This window comes from Cryptosporangium japonicum (assembly GCF_039524755.1).
In the GTDB taxonomy this organism is placed as follows: domain Bacteria; phylum Actinomycetota; class Actinomycetes; order Mycobacteriales; family Cryptosporangiaceae; genus Cryptosporangium; species Cryptosporangium japonicum.
In genome coordinates this window covers 113,729-129,649 of record NZ_BAAAGX010000010.1, presented here as the reverse complement: position 1 = coordinate 129,649, position 15,921 = coordinate 113,729, and the positions used below count along the sequence as shown (strand labels likewise).

The following is a 15,921-nucleotide window of genomic DNA, read 5'->3' as shown; positions in this document are numbered from 1 at the left end:
ACGTCGACGACGACGAGGTCGGGCCGCTCCGCGCCGACGACGTGCACCAGCCGACGGGCGTCGCCCACGGCCGCGACGACCTGGTGGCCCCGGTCCTCGAACAGGCGGGTCAGGCCCTCCCGCAGCAGCACCTGGTCCTCGGCGATCACGACGCGCACGGCAACTCCGCGATCACTGTCGTCCCGCGGTCCGGGGCGCTGTCGACCCGCATCCGGCCGCCCTGAGCCGAGATCCGGTCGGCGAGACCACGCAGCCCGGTGCCCTCGGCCGGGCGGGCGCCCCCGGAACCGTCGTCGTGGATCGTCAGCACGAGGTGGTCGTCCTTCCGCTCGGCGCGCAGCGCGACGCCGGTCGCCCGGGCGTGTTTGACCGTGTTCGCCAACGCCTCGCACGCGACGAAGTACGCGGTCGCCTCGACGTCGGACGGGTAGCGGTCGCGGCCGGCGTGCACCTCCACCCGCAGCGGCGTGCGCCCGGCGAGCTCACGCAGCGCCACGTCGAGCCCGTCGTCCAGGTACGCCGGGCGGATGCCGTTCGCCAGTGCGCGCAACTCGGAGATCGCGACGCCGAGCTGCTCGACCACGTCCTGCACCCGGCCGCGCAGCGGGCGGAACGCGAGCGCGACCGCGAGCGTCGCGCCGGCCGCGGCCCAGGAGGATCCGCGGCCGAGCGCGGCGCCGAGGACGAGCACCGTGCCGGCGTACGCGGCGCCCAGCAGCACGGTCAGCACGCCGTAGACGAGCGTGCGGGCGACGATGAGGTCGATGTCGTAGAGCCGGTACCGGAGGATCGCGACACAGATCGCGACCGGGAGCAGCGGCACCACGAGTGCGATCGCGACCCGTACCAGCGCGCTGTCGTTGTAGAGGAACGTGGCCGCCGACCCGGCCACGGCCAGCAGCGACAACGCGTAGGCGACCCACTTCAGCTGCTCGTGTTCCACGCCGGTGGAGCGGCGGAACCGGACGACGACCGAGCCTATCGCCGCCAGCAGACAGCCCAGGAACACCACCTGACCGACGACGTACACCGGGTCGAACACGTCGATCGCGTACGGGTTCACGCCCGACGCGAAGGCCGGGTCGGCGGCGTGCCCGAACGCCGCGCCGAGCATCTGCAGAACGGTGGCGACCGAGGCCACCCAGACGCCGAGACGGCGGAGCCGGCTCAGGTGCCGCCCGGAGGGGAACAGCAGCACCAGGATCGCGGTGCCGCTGATGCCCAGGTAGTTCGTCCAGTTGGTGAGCCACTCGCTGGTGGCCGCCGCCGGCCAGGCGGCGTGGTAGCCGTACCCCTCGGTGAGCTCGACGAACGCCGCGTCGAGGCCCATCGCGCAGAGCAGCCAGCCGATCGGGTACGACCGGCGGTGGGTGACGATCAACGCGCCGCAGAGACCGAGCGCCACCGCGTTCACCGGGTACAGCACGACGTCGTACACCGGTTCGCGGCCGGCCGAGATCGGGATCGACGCGACCGCGATCATGCCGGTGCAGGAGCAACGTGATGGTCCCCGAGAGATGGAGGTACTCCTCATGGCCCGACCCCGTGCCGTCGCGGTGACCGCACTGCTGATCACCGCCGCCGGCACCCTCTACGCCGCCGTCGGCGCCGTCACCCAGTGGGAACCCGCGATCGGCTGGCTCGCCCAGGCCGTGCTCCACGTCGGGGAGCTCCTGGCCGTGATCGCGCTGGTGTCGGCCGGTGCGGCCCGTACCGGCGCGGCCGCCCTGGTCGGCCTCGGCGCGGCCGCGCTCGGCCAGGCCGTCCTCGCGGTGGCCGAAGTCGTGTACCCCGGCCGCCCCGCGGTCGGCGACGTGTTGTTCGGCGTCGGGCCGCTGCTCACCGGCGTCGGCCTGATCGTCGCCGGTGTGGTGATCGTCCGCCGCTGGGGCGGGCCGGGCTGGTCCCGGGTCGGGCCGCTGCTCGTCGGCGCGTACGTCGTCGTCGTGCTCACCCCCGTGCTGATCGGTTCGGGTGGGCCGCCCGCCCCGGCCGCGCTCGCGGCGATCGCCGGCTGGGACGTGCTGTGGGCGCTGGTGGCCGCGTCCGCGCTGGCCCGGCTCGCCCCGGCCGACGCCGGCCCCCGCCGGGTCGAAGCCGCGCTGCACTGACCCGCGGGAGGCGCGCGCGTGGGACGGTGGCCCCATGCTCAGCACGCGTGCGCTCAACCGCGCGACCCTGGCCCGTCAGCTGCTCCTCGACCGGGCCGACCTCCCGGTCCTCGACGCGGTCGCGCACCTCGGCGGGCTGCAGGCGCAGGAGCCGCAGGAACCGTTCACCGGGCTCTGGTCGCGGCTGGCCGACTTCGACCCGGCGTCGCTGTCGGGGCTGCTGCTCGACCGGCGGGTGGTGCGCACCCACCTGATGCGGCGCACCGTGCACCTGGTCCCCACCGACGACGTGCTGGCCTGGCGGTCCCGGTTCGATCCGATGCTGCGCCAGCGGCTGCTCGGGGTGTACCGGCGCGACCTGGAGGGCGTCGATCTGGACGAGCTCGCGGCCGCGGGCGCGCAACTGCTGGCCGAGGGGCCGCCGCGCACGATGGCCGAGGTCGGCCGGCTGCTGGCCGTGCGCTGGCCGGGCCCCGGCCCCCGCGTCCTCGGGGAGACCGTCGTCACCGTGCTGGTGCCCACCGTGCAGCTGCCGCCCCGCGGGGTGTGGGGCGCGACCGGCGGCGTGCGGGTCCAGCCGCTGGAGACCTGGGCCGGCCGGCCCGTCGAGAAGGGCACGGACCAGGTGGGGGAGACGCTGGTGCGGCGCTACCTGGCCGCGTTCGGCCCGGCCGCGACGGCCGACCTGCGGGCCTGGTGCGGCCTCGCCGGCCTGCCCGCCGCGGTGGCGGCGGTCCGCGCGGAACTGGTCTCGTTCCGCGACGAGCGCCGCCGCGAGCTCCTCGACCTGCCCGACGCGCCGCGCCCGGATCCGGACACCCCGGCGCCGGTGCGGTTCCTGCCCGCGTTCGACAACGCGATCCTCGGCTACGACGACCGCAGCCGGATCGTCGACGACGCCCACCGTGGGTTGTCGGTGGCCGGGGAACGCGCGGTGCTCGTCGACGGGCGGGTCGCCGGGCTGTGGACGGTCACGGCCGGAACCGTGGACGTGGCCCCGCTGCGCCGGTTCTCCCGCGCCGACCGGGCCGCCGTCGCCGAGGAGGGACGGCGGCTGGCCGCGTTCCTGTCCGGCGGGGAGAGCTCCCGGGTGCGGGTGACCGCCTCACCCCGCTGAGCGGGGCGCGAGCAGCTCGGCCAGGTGCACCGACGGGCGGTGACGCAGGTCGGCGACCTGGGTGCGGCAGGAGAACCCGTCGGCCAGCACCACCGCGTCCGGGTCGGCGTCCAGGGCCGGCAGCAACTGCTGCTCGGCCACCGCCACCGACACGTCGTAGTGGCCGATCTCCACCCCGAAGTTGCCGGCCAGGCCGCAGCAGCCGGACAGCGTGCGCACCGTCGCGCCGGTGCGGGCCAGCAGCCGCGCGTCGGCCTGCCAGCCCAGCACCGCGTGGTGGTGGCAGTGCGGCTGCGCGACGACCGTGGTGCCGGTCAGGTCCGGCGGTGTCCAGCCGGGCGTCCGGTCGAGCAGCTCGGCCAGCGTCACGGTCGCGCCGGCCACCGCCTCGGCGTCGGCGGAGCCGAGGAGTTCCACCGCGTCGGAGCGCAGCACCGCGGTGCACGACGGTTCGATGCCGACGATCGGGACGCCGTCGCGCGCGGCCGCGGCGAACTGGGTGATCGTGCGGCCGAGTATCCGCTTGGCCGCGTCGAGCTGGCCGGTGGTGATCCAGGTCAGGCCGCAGCACGTGCCGGGGTCGGGCAGCGTGGGCTCGTACCCGGCGTCGCGCAGCACGTCGACCACGGCGCGGGCGGCGTCGGGGGAGAACGCGTCGGAGAACGAGTCGACGAACAGCAGCACCGGGGTGCGGGTCGTGGCGGCCCGCCGCTGCCGGTTCCACCAGCGGCGGAACGACGTCGGCGCGAACTCCGGCACCGACCGGCGCGCGTCGACGCCGGCGAGCGCGAGCGAGAGCCGCTTGAGGCCCGGCAGCCGGGTCATCGCGTTCGCCGCCTTCGCCGTGACGGCCGTCCGCCCGGCCAGACGCGCCCAGCGCGGCAGCCACCCCAGCGAGTAGTGCGACCGGGGCCGCACCCGCCCCCGGTAGCTCTGGTGCAGCGCCTCGGACTTGTAGGTGGCCATGTCGATGCCGGTGGGGCAGTCCGACGCGCAGCCCTTGCAGGACAGGCACAGGTCCAGCGCGTCGTGGACGCCCGGCGCGCGCCAGTCGAGCTCGCCGCGCACGACGTCCTGGAGCACCCGGGCCCGGCCGCGGGTGGAGTCCTTCTCCTCGCGGGTGGCCAGATAGGACGGGCACATCACGCCGCCGGAGGCGGAGTTGTCGGCCCGGCACTTGCCCACCCCGGTGCAGCGGTGCACGGCCTCGGCGAGGTCACCGCGGTCGTGCTGGTAGAGGAAAGCGAGTTCCTTGCGGTAGCTGACGCCGGCCGGGCGCACGTCGGCGTCGAACGGATCGGGGTCGACGAGCACCCCGGGGTTGAGCAGGTCGCCCGGGTCGAACGCGTGCTTGACCGCGCCGAACAGCGCGATCGCGTCGGGGGAGTACATCAGCGAGAGCAGCTCGCCGCGGGCGCGCCCGTCGCCGTGTTCCCCGGAGATCGAGCCGCCGAACTCGGCGACCAGCCCGGCCGCCGCGGTGAGGAACTTCCGCAGCACCGCCGTGCCGTCGCTCCGGTCGAGCGGGAAGTCCAGGCGGACGTGCATGCAGCCGTCGCCGAAGTGCCCGTACGGCGCCGCGGTCATGCCGTACTCGCTGACCAGCGCGTCGAACTCGGCCAGGTACGCGCCGAGCCGCTCCGGGGGCACCGCCGCGTCCTCCAGGCCGGGCCACGCCGGACGGCCCGACGGGGCCCGCCCGGCCAGACCGGCGCCGTCCTCGCGGATACGCCACAGCCGGGCCTGTGCGGCCGGCTCCTCGACCAGCAGCGACTCGACCCCCAGGTCGGCCGCGGCCAGCCGGCGGGACCGGTCGAGGACGTCGGCCCGGTCGTCGCCGGCGATCTCCACGAACAGCCAGGCGCCGCCGCGCGGCAGTGGCGGCACGGCGGCGTCCCCGCGGCGGTCGCGCAGCACGTCGACGAGGCGCTCGTCCATGCCCTCGCACGCGGTGGGGGAGAACGTCACGACCGCGGGCGCGGCCTCGCCGGCCGCCACGATGTCCCGGAAGCCGATCGCGACCAGGATGCGGTGCGCCGGGTCGGTGACCAGCCGGACCGTCGCCTCGGTGAGGACGCCGAGCGTGCCCTCCGAGCCGATCAGCAACTGGCCGACGTCGAACCGCTCGGGCAGCAGGTGCTGCACCGCGTAGCCGCTCAGCTGGCGGCCGAACCGGTCGAACTCGGTGCGCGCGCTGGCCAGGTGACGCCCGGCCGCGGCGCGCAGGTCGGCGAGCAGCGGCTCGGGCCCCTCGACGGTGGGGGCGCCGGTGGCGTCGTAGCCGGTGCGCAGCGTCTCGCCACTGGCCAGCAGGTGGGTCATCGCGAGCACGTTGTCCGAGGTGCGCCCGTAGCCCAGCGCCCGGTTGCCGCACGCGTTGTTCCCGATCATGCCGCCGATCGTGCAGCGCGGGTGGCTGGACGGGTCGGGACCGAACCGCACGCCCAGCGGCAGCGCCGCCTTCTGCAGCACCGCGTGCACGGTGCCGGGCTCGACGACCGCGCGGCGCGCGGCGGCGTCGATGTCGAGCACCCGGCCCAGGTGGCGGCTGAAGTCGACGACGATGCCGCGCCCGATCGCGTTGCCGGCGATCGACGTGCCGCCGCCCCGGGACGTGAGCGGCACGCCGAGCGCGCGGGCGACCTCGAGCGTGGCGGCGACCTCGTCGACGTGGCGCGGGCGCACGACGGCCAGCGGTGGGATGCGGTAGAGCGAGGCGTCGGTGGAGTACATCGCCGTGGTCGCCGCGTCGTCGCGGTACTCGAGGCCGGCGCGCTTCAGGGCCCCACTCACATCTGTCATCTGGGCGGTCACATGTAGCATGCTACTCATGCTCGAGCGTGCGCCGCTGCTGGCCGACAGCGTGGTCACCGAGGTCCGTGACCGGATCCGCACCCGCCGCCTGGTTCCGGGCCCCACCTACTCGGTGTACCAGCTCGCCGACGAGCTCGGCGTCTCGCGCAGCCCGGTGCGTGAGGGCCTGGTGAAGCTGGCCGAGGCGGGCGTCGTCCGGTTCCGCCGCAACCGCGGGTTCCAGGTGCTGCTGCCCGAGCCGCGCGACATCGCCGAGATCTTCGCGGTGCGGGTGGCGCTCGAGGTGCCGGCGGCCCGGCGGGCGGCCGGCCACGCGAGCGACGACGCGGTGGCCGCGATCGCGGAGTGCATGGCCGAGCTGGAGGCCACCACCGACCCGGCCACGTTCTGGGAACGCGACCGCACCCTGCACCGCCTGGTGCTCCTGGCGTCCGGCAACCGGCGCGCCGCCGCCACCGTCGACGAGCTCCGCGCGATCACCAGCCTGCTCGACGCCCCGACCGACCGCACCCGGGCCGCGGTGTGCGCCGAGCACCGCCCGATCGTCGACGCGCTCGTCGCGCGCGACGGCACCGCCGCGGCCGAGGCCATGCGCTCGCACCTGAGCTCCACCGCGCTGCTGCTGATGGCCCGGGCCGCGCACACCACCCCCGACGACCCGGCGCTCACCGCGCTGTGGGCCGAGCTCAACGCCGAAGACGGTCGTTGACGATTGCCGACGCCGTCGTACGCGGTGACGGTCCGGGGCGGCGATTCCCAGTTCCGGCCGGGGAGCGACGATTCGTCCTCCGGGCGACGCCCCGCTCAGGCGGCGGGCACGGCGTCCTCCGCGGCGCGTGCCGCGCTCTTCTCGGCGGCGAGCAGCGCGTCGATCTGCCCGTGCCAGCCGCTGCCCGGCACCGCGAGCACCGGCACCGTGCGGGCGGCCCGGCGGCGCACCGTGCGTCGGTGGAACTCGCTCAGGATCGTGCGCAGCACCCGGGCGCCGTCCCGGAACGTGTTGAGGTTGCTGGTGCCGTGGATGCGCAGGTGTTCGATGCTGGAGACCTCCTTGACCCGGACGCCGCTGTCGGCCACCCGGATGTTGATCAGCGTCTCGATCTCGAAGCCGTCGCCCCACCGCTTCTTCCCGTCGGCCCGGGCCGGCAGGTCGGTGGAGGGCAGGTCCATCACCGGCACCATCCGCCGCCAGAAGGCGTTGTAGCCGTAGCAGAGGTCGGTGAACCGGGTCTTGAACAGCGTGTTGACCACCAGGTTCAGGCCTTCGTTGCCCACCCGGCGCAGTGGCGTGATGTCCTTGCTGTGCCCGCCGGGGCCGAACCGCGAGCCCTTGGCGAAGTCGGCGCCGACGACCAGCGTCTCGACGAACCGGGTGATCTCCGCCGGATCGGTCGACCCGTCGGCGTCGATCATCACGATCGCGTCGCCGGTGCAGGCGGCGAACCCGCTCGCCAGCGCGTTGCCCTTGCCGGTCCGGGTCTGCCGGACGACGACCACGTCGGGGCGCAGCCGCCGGGCCACCTCGACGGTGTCGTCGGTCGAGCCCCCGTCGACCAGGACGACCTCGTGCAGGCCGGCGGGCAGCGCCGCGAACACGTGGGGCAGGTTCAGGGCCTCGTTCAGCGTCGGAATGACGACACTGACCAGCGGCGCACGGCGCGGCGCGCCCCGCGGGGTGCTGCGTCGGTCGCGGGGACCGGGCGTCTGGGGTGCGACGCGGCGTTCTTCCGGCATCGGGGTGCCTTTCGTCGAGAGGACTCGAACGATGCTGTCGGCCGCCGCGGGCGCGACCTGAGCGTTAGCTCGCTAACACCGGCCGTTGCGCTCCGTCGCTACAGTCGCCCTCGTTTCGACACTTTCCGACCTATGCGGACAGCGAGGGTCAGGTTGGCGACTACATACCGCATTCATCCGGCCATCGGCATCGCGCGGCTGGGAAACAGCCCCGACGCCTACTTCGTCGGCCCCGAGCGGCCCGGCGAACGGCCGTCCCCCGGCACGTTCAAGGACGAGCAGTTACGCGTCAAACGGCAGGCCGCGCGCTTCCGGATCTTCGCCCATCACGACGACGGCACCACCGAGGAGATCACCTCCGCGCAGGCCCGGATCGGCTGGACGGTGCACCTGGCCAACCGGAAGGCCACCAACCCGGCGGCACGCAACGACGAGCCGGACGCCGACCTGGTCATCGACCCGGGTCCGCGCACGGTCGAGGGCCCGGACCAGCGGGCCGCGTTCGACACCGGCGTGATCCGGTTCGCCGGCCAGCGCCCGGTGACCGTACCGCTCGGCGAGGTCCGCACCGAGCCGGACGGGCGGCTGCTCGTCCTCGGCGGCTCGGGCACGTCCGCGTCACCGGGCGGCAACCTGGTCGGCTCGCTCTGGAACCCCGGCTGGTACGACGACGCGTCCGACGGCCCGGTCAGCGCGACGCTGACGCTGCCCGACGGCTCGACGCCGCCGGTGGAGGGCGCGTGGGTGATCGTCGCGCCGCCGAAGTTCGCCCCGCACCAGGACAGCGTGGTCTCGCTCCACGACCGGCTGCTCTCCCGGATGGTGGCGCTGAACCTCGTCCCGGCGCCGACGACGACGTCCTACACCGCCGACATCTACCCGATCCTCACGCGGGCCGCCGACGTCCGGTGGGTGCAGAGCGTCGGCCGGGCCCACAGCTGGGCGCACCCGGTCACCGAGCAGCGGCTCGTCGACCGGATCGTCGCCAAGCTGCGTCCGGCCGGCAACATGCCCGCGCTCGCCGGGGAGGACTCGGCCCTGACCGACCTCCAGCACGCGCACGTCGCGCGGTGGAAGGCCGGGAACTACGCCCGGGACTGGACCGGCGTGCCGACGCCGCCCGCCGACGTCACGCCCGGCGGGGCGGACCGCGCGGCACTCGAGGCCTGCGTCGGCGGGGCGTTCGCCCCCGGGATCGAGGCCGGCGGCGAGAACGACCCACCGATCCTGACCGCGAAGTACACGGCGGCGTTCCGGCTCGACCACACCACCGTCGCCCCGGGCGCGCTCACGTCGGGGATGTCGCTGCCCTGGCAGGACGACTTCAGCGCGTGCGGCGACAGCTGGTGGCCGGCGCCGCGACCCAACGACGTGCTCGAGCGGGCCGGCGCGACCACGTCGGTGCCGTGGGACCGGGAGGTGGGCAGCGGCGACGAGATGGTCGTGCACTGGCACACGCTCGGCTTCGTCGTCCCGCAGGGCGACCAGCAGGTGGAGACCGAGCACCACGACGCCCCGGCGATCACGCTGCTCACCCCGCACCTGGACTTCGCCGACGTCGAGCAGGGGCTGCTCGGCATGATCCGGGAGGAGTTGCTCCCGATCCGGTTCTCGGTGCGCACGGCCACGACGCTGGTGCTCACCGCGCCGGCGCACCCGCAGCTCACCGCGGTGGTCACCGAGGTCACGGTCGACCCGGACCAGGACACGACCGCGGAGTTCCCGATCGCCTACCGCACCGGCGTCGCGCCGTCGACGGTACCCACCCAGACGTTCACGGTCACCGAGCCCTCCACCGGGCGGACCTGGCCGATCAGCGTCGACGCGAACACGGTCGCCCGCCGTCCCGTCGCCACCGCGCTGGTGCTCGACCGGTCGGGCAGCCTGGCCGCCGCCGGCCGCGGCACCCAGCTGCGCAAGGCCGCCCAGTCGCTGGTCAACCTCCTGCCCGACGGCGACGGGGTGGGCATCGTCGGGTTCGCCGACGACGCCGAGGTGCTCCAGCCGGTGCTCCCGCTGGACGCCGCGGGCCGGGCCGCGAGCCTGGGCGTGCTGACCGGCCCGGGGCTCGACCCGAACGGGAAGACGTCGGTGGGCGACGGCGTCACCGCCGGGCAGCGGCTGCTGGAGTCGGCGACCGCGTTCGGCCCGAAGGCACTCGTCGTGCTCACCGACGGCGTCGAGAACGCGCCGAAGTCGGTGGAGGACGTTTTCGGGGAGACGTCCGACCCGGTGCACGCGATCGAGATCGGACCGCCGAACTCGATCGGGGTGCCGGTGCTCGGCGCGCTCGCCGGCAACACCAACGGCACGTTCCGCACCAGCACCGACACCGCGCTGGCGGCGTCGACTCTGCAGGTGCTCGCCGAGGTGACCGGCAGCCAGACCGTGACCACCGCGAACGGGCGGCTCGCGCCCGGCGCGGTCCGGCGGATCCCGTTCCAGCTCACCGACGCCGACAGCGGCATCGACGTCCTGCTGCTCACGCCGACGCCGGACGCGGTCGACTTCCGGCTGCAGACGCCGATCGGCGAGCTGATCGAGCCGTGGCAGGCGATCGCGGCCCCGAGCATGCGGTTCGGGATCGCCGGCGGCGTCACCTGGTTCCGGCTCGCGCTGCCGGTGCAGCAGCGGCCGGGCCGGTTCGAGCAGGCCGGTACCTGGCACGTCGTGATCACGCCGGGGCGGCCCCGCACCGAGCCGGCGGCGGGCACGGACCGGTCGGTCCTGCGTGGAGCGACGGCGTCGCGTCGGTCGGCGGTGGCGGCCGTCCCGGAGCCGGCCTACCGGTCCGAACTCGAACGTGCTTTCGCGGTGATCTCCGCGCCGGCCGCGGTGCCGCGCGCGGCCGTCGCACCGGCACCGGGCCTCGCGTACGCGCTCCGGGTGCACACGTGGTCGGCGTTGTCGCTGGTGGCCGACGTCACCCAGTTCGAGTTCGCGCCCCGGTCCCCGGTGGAGCTCTCGGCCCGGCTGGTCCAGTCCGGCCGGGAGCTGACGACCGGGCTGAGCGTCTCGGCCGAGATCACGCCGCCGACCGGCCCGATGTCCCGGGTCGCCCTCACCGGGGACGGTGGCTTCTTCAACGGCAGCTTCACCGTCACCGCGGCCGGCTCGTACCAGGTCCGTTTCGTCGCCCAGGGCAAGGCGGCCAACGGCCAGCCGTTCACCCGGGAGCGGCTGGGCAGCGCCGCGGCCTGGGTGGGGGAGACGAGGCCACCGGCGGAGGGCTGATCCGCCGGCGGCCGTCGCCGGATCAGACCGCGGTGAACGCGTTGTCGACGAACAACTGCGTGCCGTTGACGAACGAGGCCTCGTCGCTGAGCAGGAAGAGCGCCGCACCGGCGACCTCTTCCGGGGTGCACATCCGCCCCTGCGCGGCGGCGATGGCCTCGTCCGAGACGTCGACGCCGTATTTCGTCAGCAGCTCGACCTCTGTTCGGCCGTGCGTGGTGTCGATGAAGCCGGGGCAGACCGCGTTGCAGCGGATGCCCCGGTCGCGGAACTCCACCGCGATCGCCCGCGCGAACTGGTGCACCGCACCCTTCGTGACGTCGTAGAGCACCTCGGCCGGCGTCGCCGCGACCGCGGAGATCGACGAGGTGCAGACGATCGAGCCCCGCCCGGCGTCGAGCATGCCGGGCAGCACCGCCTGGGTCATCACGAACATCGAGCGGACGTTGACGTCCATCAGGAAGTCGTAGTCCTCCTGGGTGGTCTCCAGGAACGGCTTCACCACGATCGTGCCGGCGTGGTTGAAGAGCAGCGTCGGCGCGCCGAGGGCGGCGGTGCCCGCGGCGACGGCGTCGCGCACCTCGTCCGGGCGGCTGACGTCGGCGCGGGCGAAGAAACCGCCGGTCTCGGCGGCCACCTGACGCCCGAGTTCCTCCTGCCGGTCCACCACGATCACCCGGGCGCCCTGCTCGGACAGGAGCCGGACGGCGGCCGCGCCGGCACCACTGGCACCGCCGGAGACCAGCGCGGTCCGCCCGCCGAAGCGGCTCACGCCTGCTCTCCGACCGCTTCCTCGGCGGCCCGGATCGCACCCTCGCGCGCGGCGATGATGTCACCGGTCGGTGGCCCCTGGAACCGGCGTCGCTCGACCGCGAACCAGATCACCAGCGCCAGCACCACGAACCCGATCGTGATCTCCAGCGCGTAGTCGTTGGGCGGCTGCACCCCGATGAAGAACAGCAGCGCCATGGCCACGACCGACAGCACCGCGATCACCTTGTACTGCGTGATCCCGAGGTTCCAGGGGCCCATGTGCGGCCACTTCGGACCGCCGATGGTGAACAGGCCGAGCGCGATCGGCACCGTGAACGACAGGAACAGGAAGATCACCGTGCAGGAGACGACGATCGAGTACGCCGGGGTGCCCTTGATCGTGATCGACGAGGTGAACCAGACGAAGAGCGTGGCCAGCGTGGCGGCGACCCAGATCGACCCGATCGGCACCCGCCGCTTGGGGCTGACCTTGGCCAGTGCCTTGGAGGCGCCCGGGATGCCGCCGTCGCGCGAGAACGCGAACAGCATCCGGGAGACGCTGGTGACCGTGGCCAGGCCGCACAGGAACTGGCAGACGAAGATCAGCACGTAGAGGACGTCGCGGACGACGTGGTTCATCCGCTCGTCCATGGCCCAGAAGAAGACGTTCCAGCCCTGCTGGGCGGCCTGGTCCATGTTCGGGATCATCAGCACGAACGCCGAGAGCATGACCCAGCCGGCCAGACCGGACCACAGCACCGACGACACCATGCCCGACGGCACGTTGCGTGCGGCCTTCACGGTCTCCTCGGACGTGTGCGCGGACGCGTCGTAGCCGGTGATCGTGTAGACCGGCAGCAGCAGGCCGAGCAGGAACGCCATGCCGATGCCGACGGTCTTCGGCCACACCGCGTCGGAGCCCTCGCCGCCGGTGTAGTCGTGGAACGTCCACAGCCGGGTCACGTCGATGTCCTTCGCCGCGACCAGGCAGGCGATCGTGAGCGCGATCGCGGTCGCGAAGATCAGGTAGCCGGACAGGTCGGTGAGCTTGGCGGTCAGGCCGATGCCGAAGTGGTTGATCAGCGCCTGGACGCCGGTGATCAGGGCCATGAAGCTCACCCGGGTGGTGAGCGTGTCCTCGAGGCCGAGGCGCTCGCCGAACGCGCCGAACACGAAGTAGAACGTGCCGATGTTGATCGCGCCCAGCACCGTGACCAGGCCGAGCAGGTTCAGCCAGGCCGAGAGCCAGCCGGTGAACCGGTTCCCGAGGATCGAGCCCCAGTGGTAGAGCCCGCCCGCGGTCGGATAGGCCGAGGAGATCTGCGCCAGCCCTAACGCGAACACCCCGGAGATGAGCACGCCGATCGGCCAGCCGATGCCGATCGCGGCGCCGCCGACGCCGGAGGTGGCCTGCCCCAGCGAGTTGATGCCGCCCGAGACGATGCAGATGATCGAGAACGAGATCGCGAAGTTGGAGAACTTGCTCATCCGGCGCTCGAGCTCCTGGGCGTAGCCCATGCCGTGGAGCGCCTTGGTGTCCTCGTGCCGGTCGTCGTCGGTGTATTCCGTGGTGGCGGGCCTTCTGCGACCAGTTGATGCCATGCGCGCGCTCCCCAACGAAGGGTCAGACCAATGAGGGAACGTTCTAGGTCTCGGCCTGCCCGCTGTCAAGAGTCGAGCCGGCCGCTCACATCGCCGGCATGCCGGTGTCGACGCGCGTCGTCGCCGTCCGGCTTGCCCACGGTGCTCTCCGTCAGTCCGGCGGGGACGGAGCCTCGGTGGGGGTCTCGCCGTAGACCAGGCGCAGGATCGCGTCGGTGAGGGTGTCGAGCAGTTCGTCCTCGACGTACGCGCCCGGGTCGGCGTAGACCTCGGCGAACATCGTGCTGCGCAGGCGGACGGCCATCGCGGCGATCAGGTCGGGCGGGCCGGCCAGCGCCCGGCCGCTCCGCGCGTCGCGCTCGATGCGTGTGCTGAACAGATTGCAGCCCTGGTCGATCAACCGGTCGCGGACGTGCGCGACCTCCGGGCCCGGGTCGGGCGTGATGAAGGCCTCGCGCAGCCAGCGCCCGTCGACCTTCCAGCGCGCGAGCCCGGCGGCGAGGCCCCGGCGCAGCTCGGCCCGGCCGGGGCCGTCGGCGGCCAGCCACTCGGACATCTCCAGGTCGGCCTCGGCGATGCCCTGGTCGACGACCGCGGCGAGCAACGCCTGCTTGGACTCGAAGTAGAAGTAGAACCCCGAGCGTGCGATGCCGGCCGCCCCGGCGAGCTCGTCGATCGTGACCTGGCTGATCGGTTTGTCGCGGAAGACGGTGCGTGCGGCGTCGATCAGAGCCTGCTCGCGCTGGTCGCCTTTCGTGGGGGCCCGACGGCTCTTGATGGCTGGCACGTCGTCCACGGTAACAGCGTTCGACGTGGCGTCGCTCATTTTCGACACGGTGTTGAAAATTATCGTCGGCGCGTCTACGTTCAGGTCCATGTCCTTCCGAACGCGCCTGGCGTTACCCGTCGCCTGCTACGTGGTGCTGCTGGTCTCGGCGCTGCAGACCCTCGTCGTCCCGGTCGTCGCCGACATCCGGGCCGACCTCGGGGTCACCACCAGTGCGGCCAGCTGGGTGGTCACCGCCAACCTGCTCGCGGCCGCGGTGCTCACCCCGATGCTCGGGCGCCTCGGTGACCTCTACGGCCGCCGCCCGGTGATGCTCGGTGTGCTGACCGTCGTGCTGGCCGGCTCGGTGCTGGCCGCGGTCACCACCAGCCTGCCGCTGCTGATCGCCGGCCGGGTCGCCCAGGCCGCCAGCTTCGGGCTGTTCCCGCTGGCCATCGGGATGCTGCGCGAGGAACTGCCGGCGCGCCGGCTGACCGGGGCGATGGCGCTGGTGAGCGGGATGCTCTCGGTCGGGGCCGGGTTCGGCCTGGTGGTCACCGGGCTGCTGATGCGCGGCGGCGGCGACTACCACCAGCTGTTCTGGCTGGCCACCGCGCTGGCGGCGATCGGCCTGGCCGGCGTGTGGCTGCTCCCGCGCCGCTCCGGCGCGGCGACCGGCCGGCTCGACTGGGCCGGTGCCGGCCTGCTCGGCCTGGGCCTGGTGCTGCTGATCCTGCCGCTGGAGGAGGGCAACGGCTGGGGCTGGGGTTCGGCCCGGGTGATCGGCTCGCTGGCCGCCGCGGTCGTCGTGCTGGCCGCGTTCGTGCTGCTCGAGCGGCGGATCACCCACCCGCTGGTCAGCCCGCGGATGCTCACCCACCGGCCGATCGTGCTGGCCAACGTCGTCGGCCTGTTCCTCGGATTCGCGATGTTCGCCGTGTTCCTGGCCGTGTCCGCGTTCGTGCAGACGCCACCCGCGGTGGCCGGCTACGGCTTCGGCGCGTCCGTGCTCGCGGCCAGCCTGGTCTACCTGCTGCCCGGCACGGCCAGCGGCGTGCTCACCGCGCCGCTCGGCGGCCGGCTGGTGACCCGGTTCGGCGCGAAGGCGACGCTGCTGATCGCGGCGGTGCTGGCCGGCGTCGGGTTCGGGGCGCTCGCGCTGCTGCACTCGGCCACCTGGCAGATCGTCGTCGGTGCGCTGGTCGTCAACACCGCGGTGACGTTCGGCTACGCGGCCCTGCCCCCGCTGCTCATCGCCCACGTCGAGCCGTCCGAGACCGGCATCGCCAACAGCGTGAACTCGATCGCCCGCTCGATCGGGATGTCGCTGGGAACCGCGTTCGTGGTCACGATGATGACCCGCAACCCCATCCCCGGGCCGGTGCCGCTGCCGCGCGAGGCGCAGTTCGTCACCACGTTCGTGGTCGGGGCCGTGCTCGCCGTGGTCGCGGCGGCACTGATCGCCTGGGCGCTGCCGGGAGAACGCGCGCTGGCGCTCACCCCGGCCGAGGTCGAGGCCGACGACGTGCTCGGTGCGGCCGGGCTACCGGTACCGACGCCGGCCTCGGCGCCGGTCAGGTGACCAGGATGCCGCCGTCGACGTACAGGTCGTTGGCGTTCACGCCGGTGGTGCGCAGGAGGAACCCGGTCGCGTCTCCACCGCGGTGACGCTCGCCGGCGACGCCTCGATCGTCTCCGGCCGGGCCAGGTCCAGCGCCGGCGTGCCGGTGCCGCTCCCGACCCCGGCCGCGCCGGAACCGCCGGGATCGCGAGGGTCACCGGGCCGCGAT

At 73.7% G+C, this 15,921-nt stretch carries 11 protein-coding genes; 5 read left to right on the top strand and 6 right to left on the bottom strand.

Annotated elements, in window-relative coordinates:
* Positions 1-145: 145 nt before the first annotated feature.
* Positions 146-1,483, bottom strand: a complete 1,338-nt coding sequence (locus ABD437_RS13505) for a sensor histidine kinase (RefSeq protein WP_344649141.1) — start codon at positions 1,481-1,483, stop codon at positions 146-148.
* A 49-nt stretch (positions 1,484-1,532) separates the two neighbouring features.
* Here ABD437_RS13505 and ABD437_RS13500 point away from each other — a divergent pair, with 49 nt between their 5' ends.
* Together ABD437_RS13500 and ABD437_RS13495 are read left to right on the top strand one after the other, a co-directional pair.
* Positions 1,533-2,111, top strand: coding sequence for a hypothetical protein (locus ABD437_RS13500; RefSeq protein WP_344649140.1), 579 nt, complete (start codon positions 1,533-1,535; stop codon positions 2,109-2,111).
* Between the two features lie 34 nt (positions 2,112-2,145).
* The gene (locus ABD437_RS13495) at positions 2,146-3,228 is read left to right on the top strand and encodes a winged helix DNA-binding domain-containing protein (RefSeq protein ID WP_344649139.1); all 1,083 of its coding nucleotides are present in this window, start codon (positions 2,146-2,148) and stop codon (positions 3,226-3,228) included.
* On the opposite strand, the gene ABD437_RS13490 is transcribed toward ABD437_RS13495, so the two are convergent.
* Positions 3,217-6,030, bottom strand: coding sequence for an FAD-binding and (Fe-S)-binding domain-containing protein (locus ABD437_RS13490; protein WP_344649459.1), 2,814 nt, complete (start codon positions 6,028-6,030; stop codon positions 3,217-3,219). The two genes, ABD437_RS13495 and ABD437_RS13490, sit on opposite strands and share 12 nt — an antisense overlap.
* 28 nt (positions 6,031-6,058) lie before the next feature.
* Between ABD437_RS13490 and ABD437_RS13485 the strand changes: the two genes are divergently transcribed.
* Positions 6,059-6,751 carry a GntR family transcriptional regulator gene (locus ABD437_RS13485; protein ID WP_344649138.1) on the top strand — a complete coding sequence of 231 codons (693 nt, stop codon included), beginning with the start codon at positions 6,059-6,061 and terminating at the stop codon, positions 6,749-6,751.
* Between the two features lie 95 nt (positions 6,752-6,846).
* Here ABD437_RS13485 and ABD437_RS13480 read toward each other — a convergent pair whose 3' ends face one another.
* Positions 6,847-7,776 carry a glycosyltransferase family 2 protein gene (locus ABD437_RS13480; RefSeq protein WP_344649137.1) on the bottom strand — a complete coding sequence of 310 codons (930 nt, stop codon included), beginning with the start codon at positions 7,774-7,776 and terminating at the stop codon, positions 6,847-6,849.
* Positions 7,777-7,929: 153 nt separating this feature from the next.
* Here ABD437_RS13480 and ABD437_RS13475 point away from each other — a divergent pair, with 153 nt between their 5' ends.
* Positions 7,930-11,010 (top strand): LodA/GoxA family CTQ-dependent oxidase, encoded by a 3,081-nt coding sequence (locus ABD437_RS13475; RefSeq protein ID WP_344649136.1) that lies wholly within the window; start codon positions 7,930-7,932, stop codon positions 11,008-11,010.
* A 22-nt stretch (positions 11,011-11,032) separates the two neighbouring features.
* Here ABD437_RS13475 and ABD437_RS13470 read toward each other — a convergent pair whose 3' ends face one another.
* From ABD437_RS13470 to ABD437_RS13460, 3 genes are all read right to left on the bottom strand, one after another.
* Complete coding sequence (locus ABD437_RS13470; protein WP_344649135.1) at positions 11,033-11,782, bottom strand: SDR family NAD(P)-dependent oxidoreductase; 750 nt, start codon at positions 11,780-11,782, stop codon at positions 11,033-11,035.
* Complete coding sequence (locus ABD437_RS13465; RefSeq protein WP_344649134.1) at positions 11,779-13,365, bottom strand: amino acid permease; 1,587 nt, start codon at positions 13,363-13,365, stop codon at positions 11,779-11,781. Before ABD437_RS13465 ends, ABD437_RS13470 begins: the two co-directional genes overlap by 4 nt.
* Before the next feature lie 151 nt (positions 13,366-13,516).
* On the bottom strand, positions 13,517-14,152 hold the full coding sequence (locus tag ABD437_RS13460) for a TetR/AcrR family transcriptional regulator (RefSeq protein ID WP_344649133.1): 636 nt from the start codon (positions 14,150-14,152) through the stop codon (positions 13,517-13,519).
* 88 nt (positions 14,153-14,240) lie between these two features.
* Here ABD437_RS13460 and ABD437_RS13455 point away from each other — a divergent pair, with 88 nt between their 5' ends.
* Positions 14,241-15,713 (top strand): MFS transporter, encoded by a 1,473-nt coding sequence (locus tag ABD437_RS13455; protein ID WP_344649132.1) that lies wholly within the window; start codon positions 14,241-14,243, stop codon positions 15,711-15,713.
* Positions 15,714-15,921: the final 208 nt, after the last annotated feature.

Bases quoted from the DNA above. Each gene is read 5' to 3' on its own strand.
- ABD437_RS13495 (WP_344649139.1), top strand. From the start codon at position 2,146: ATGCTCAGCACGCGTGCGCTCAACCGCGCGACCCTGGCCCGTCAGCTG.
- ABD437_RS13490 (WP_344649459.1), bottom strand. From the start codon at position 6,030: ATGACAGATGTGAGTGGGGCCCTGAAGCGCGCCGGCCTCGAGTACCGC.
- ABD437_RS13455 (WP_344649132.1), top strand. From the start codon at position 14,241: ATGTCCTTCCGAACGCGCCTGGCGTTACCCGTCGCCTGCTACGTGGTG.
- ABD437_RS13480 (WP_344649137.1), bottom strand. From the start codon at position 7,776: ATGCCGGAAGAACGCCGCGTCGCACCCCAGACGCCCGGTCCCCGCGAC.
- ABD437_RS13505 (WP_344649141.1), bottom strand. From the start codon at position 1,483: ATGATCGCGGTCGCGTCGATCCCGATCTCGGCCGGCCGCGAACCGGTG.
- ABD437_RS13465 (WP_344649134.1), bottom strand. From the start codon at position 13,365: ATGGCATCAACTGGTCGCAGAAGGCCCGCCACCACGGAATACACCGAC.
- ABD437_RS13485 (WP_344649138.1), top strand. From the start codon at position 6,059: ATGCTCGAGCGTGCGCCGCTGCTGGCCGACAGCGTGGTCACCGAGGTC.
- ABD437_RS13500 (WP_344649140.1), top strand. From the start codon at position 1,533: ATGGCCCGACCCCGTGCCGTCGCGGTGACCGCACTGCTGATCACCGCC.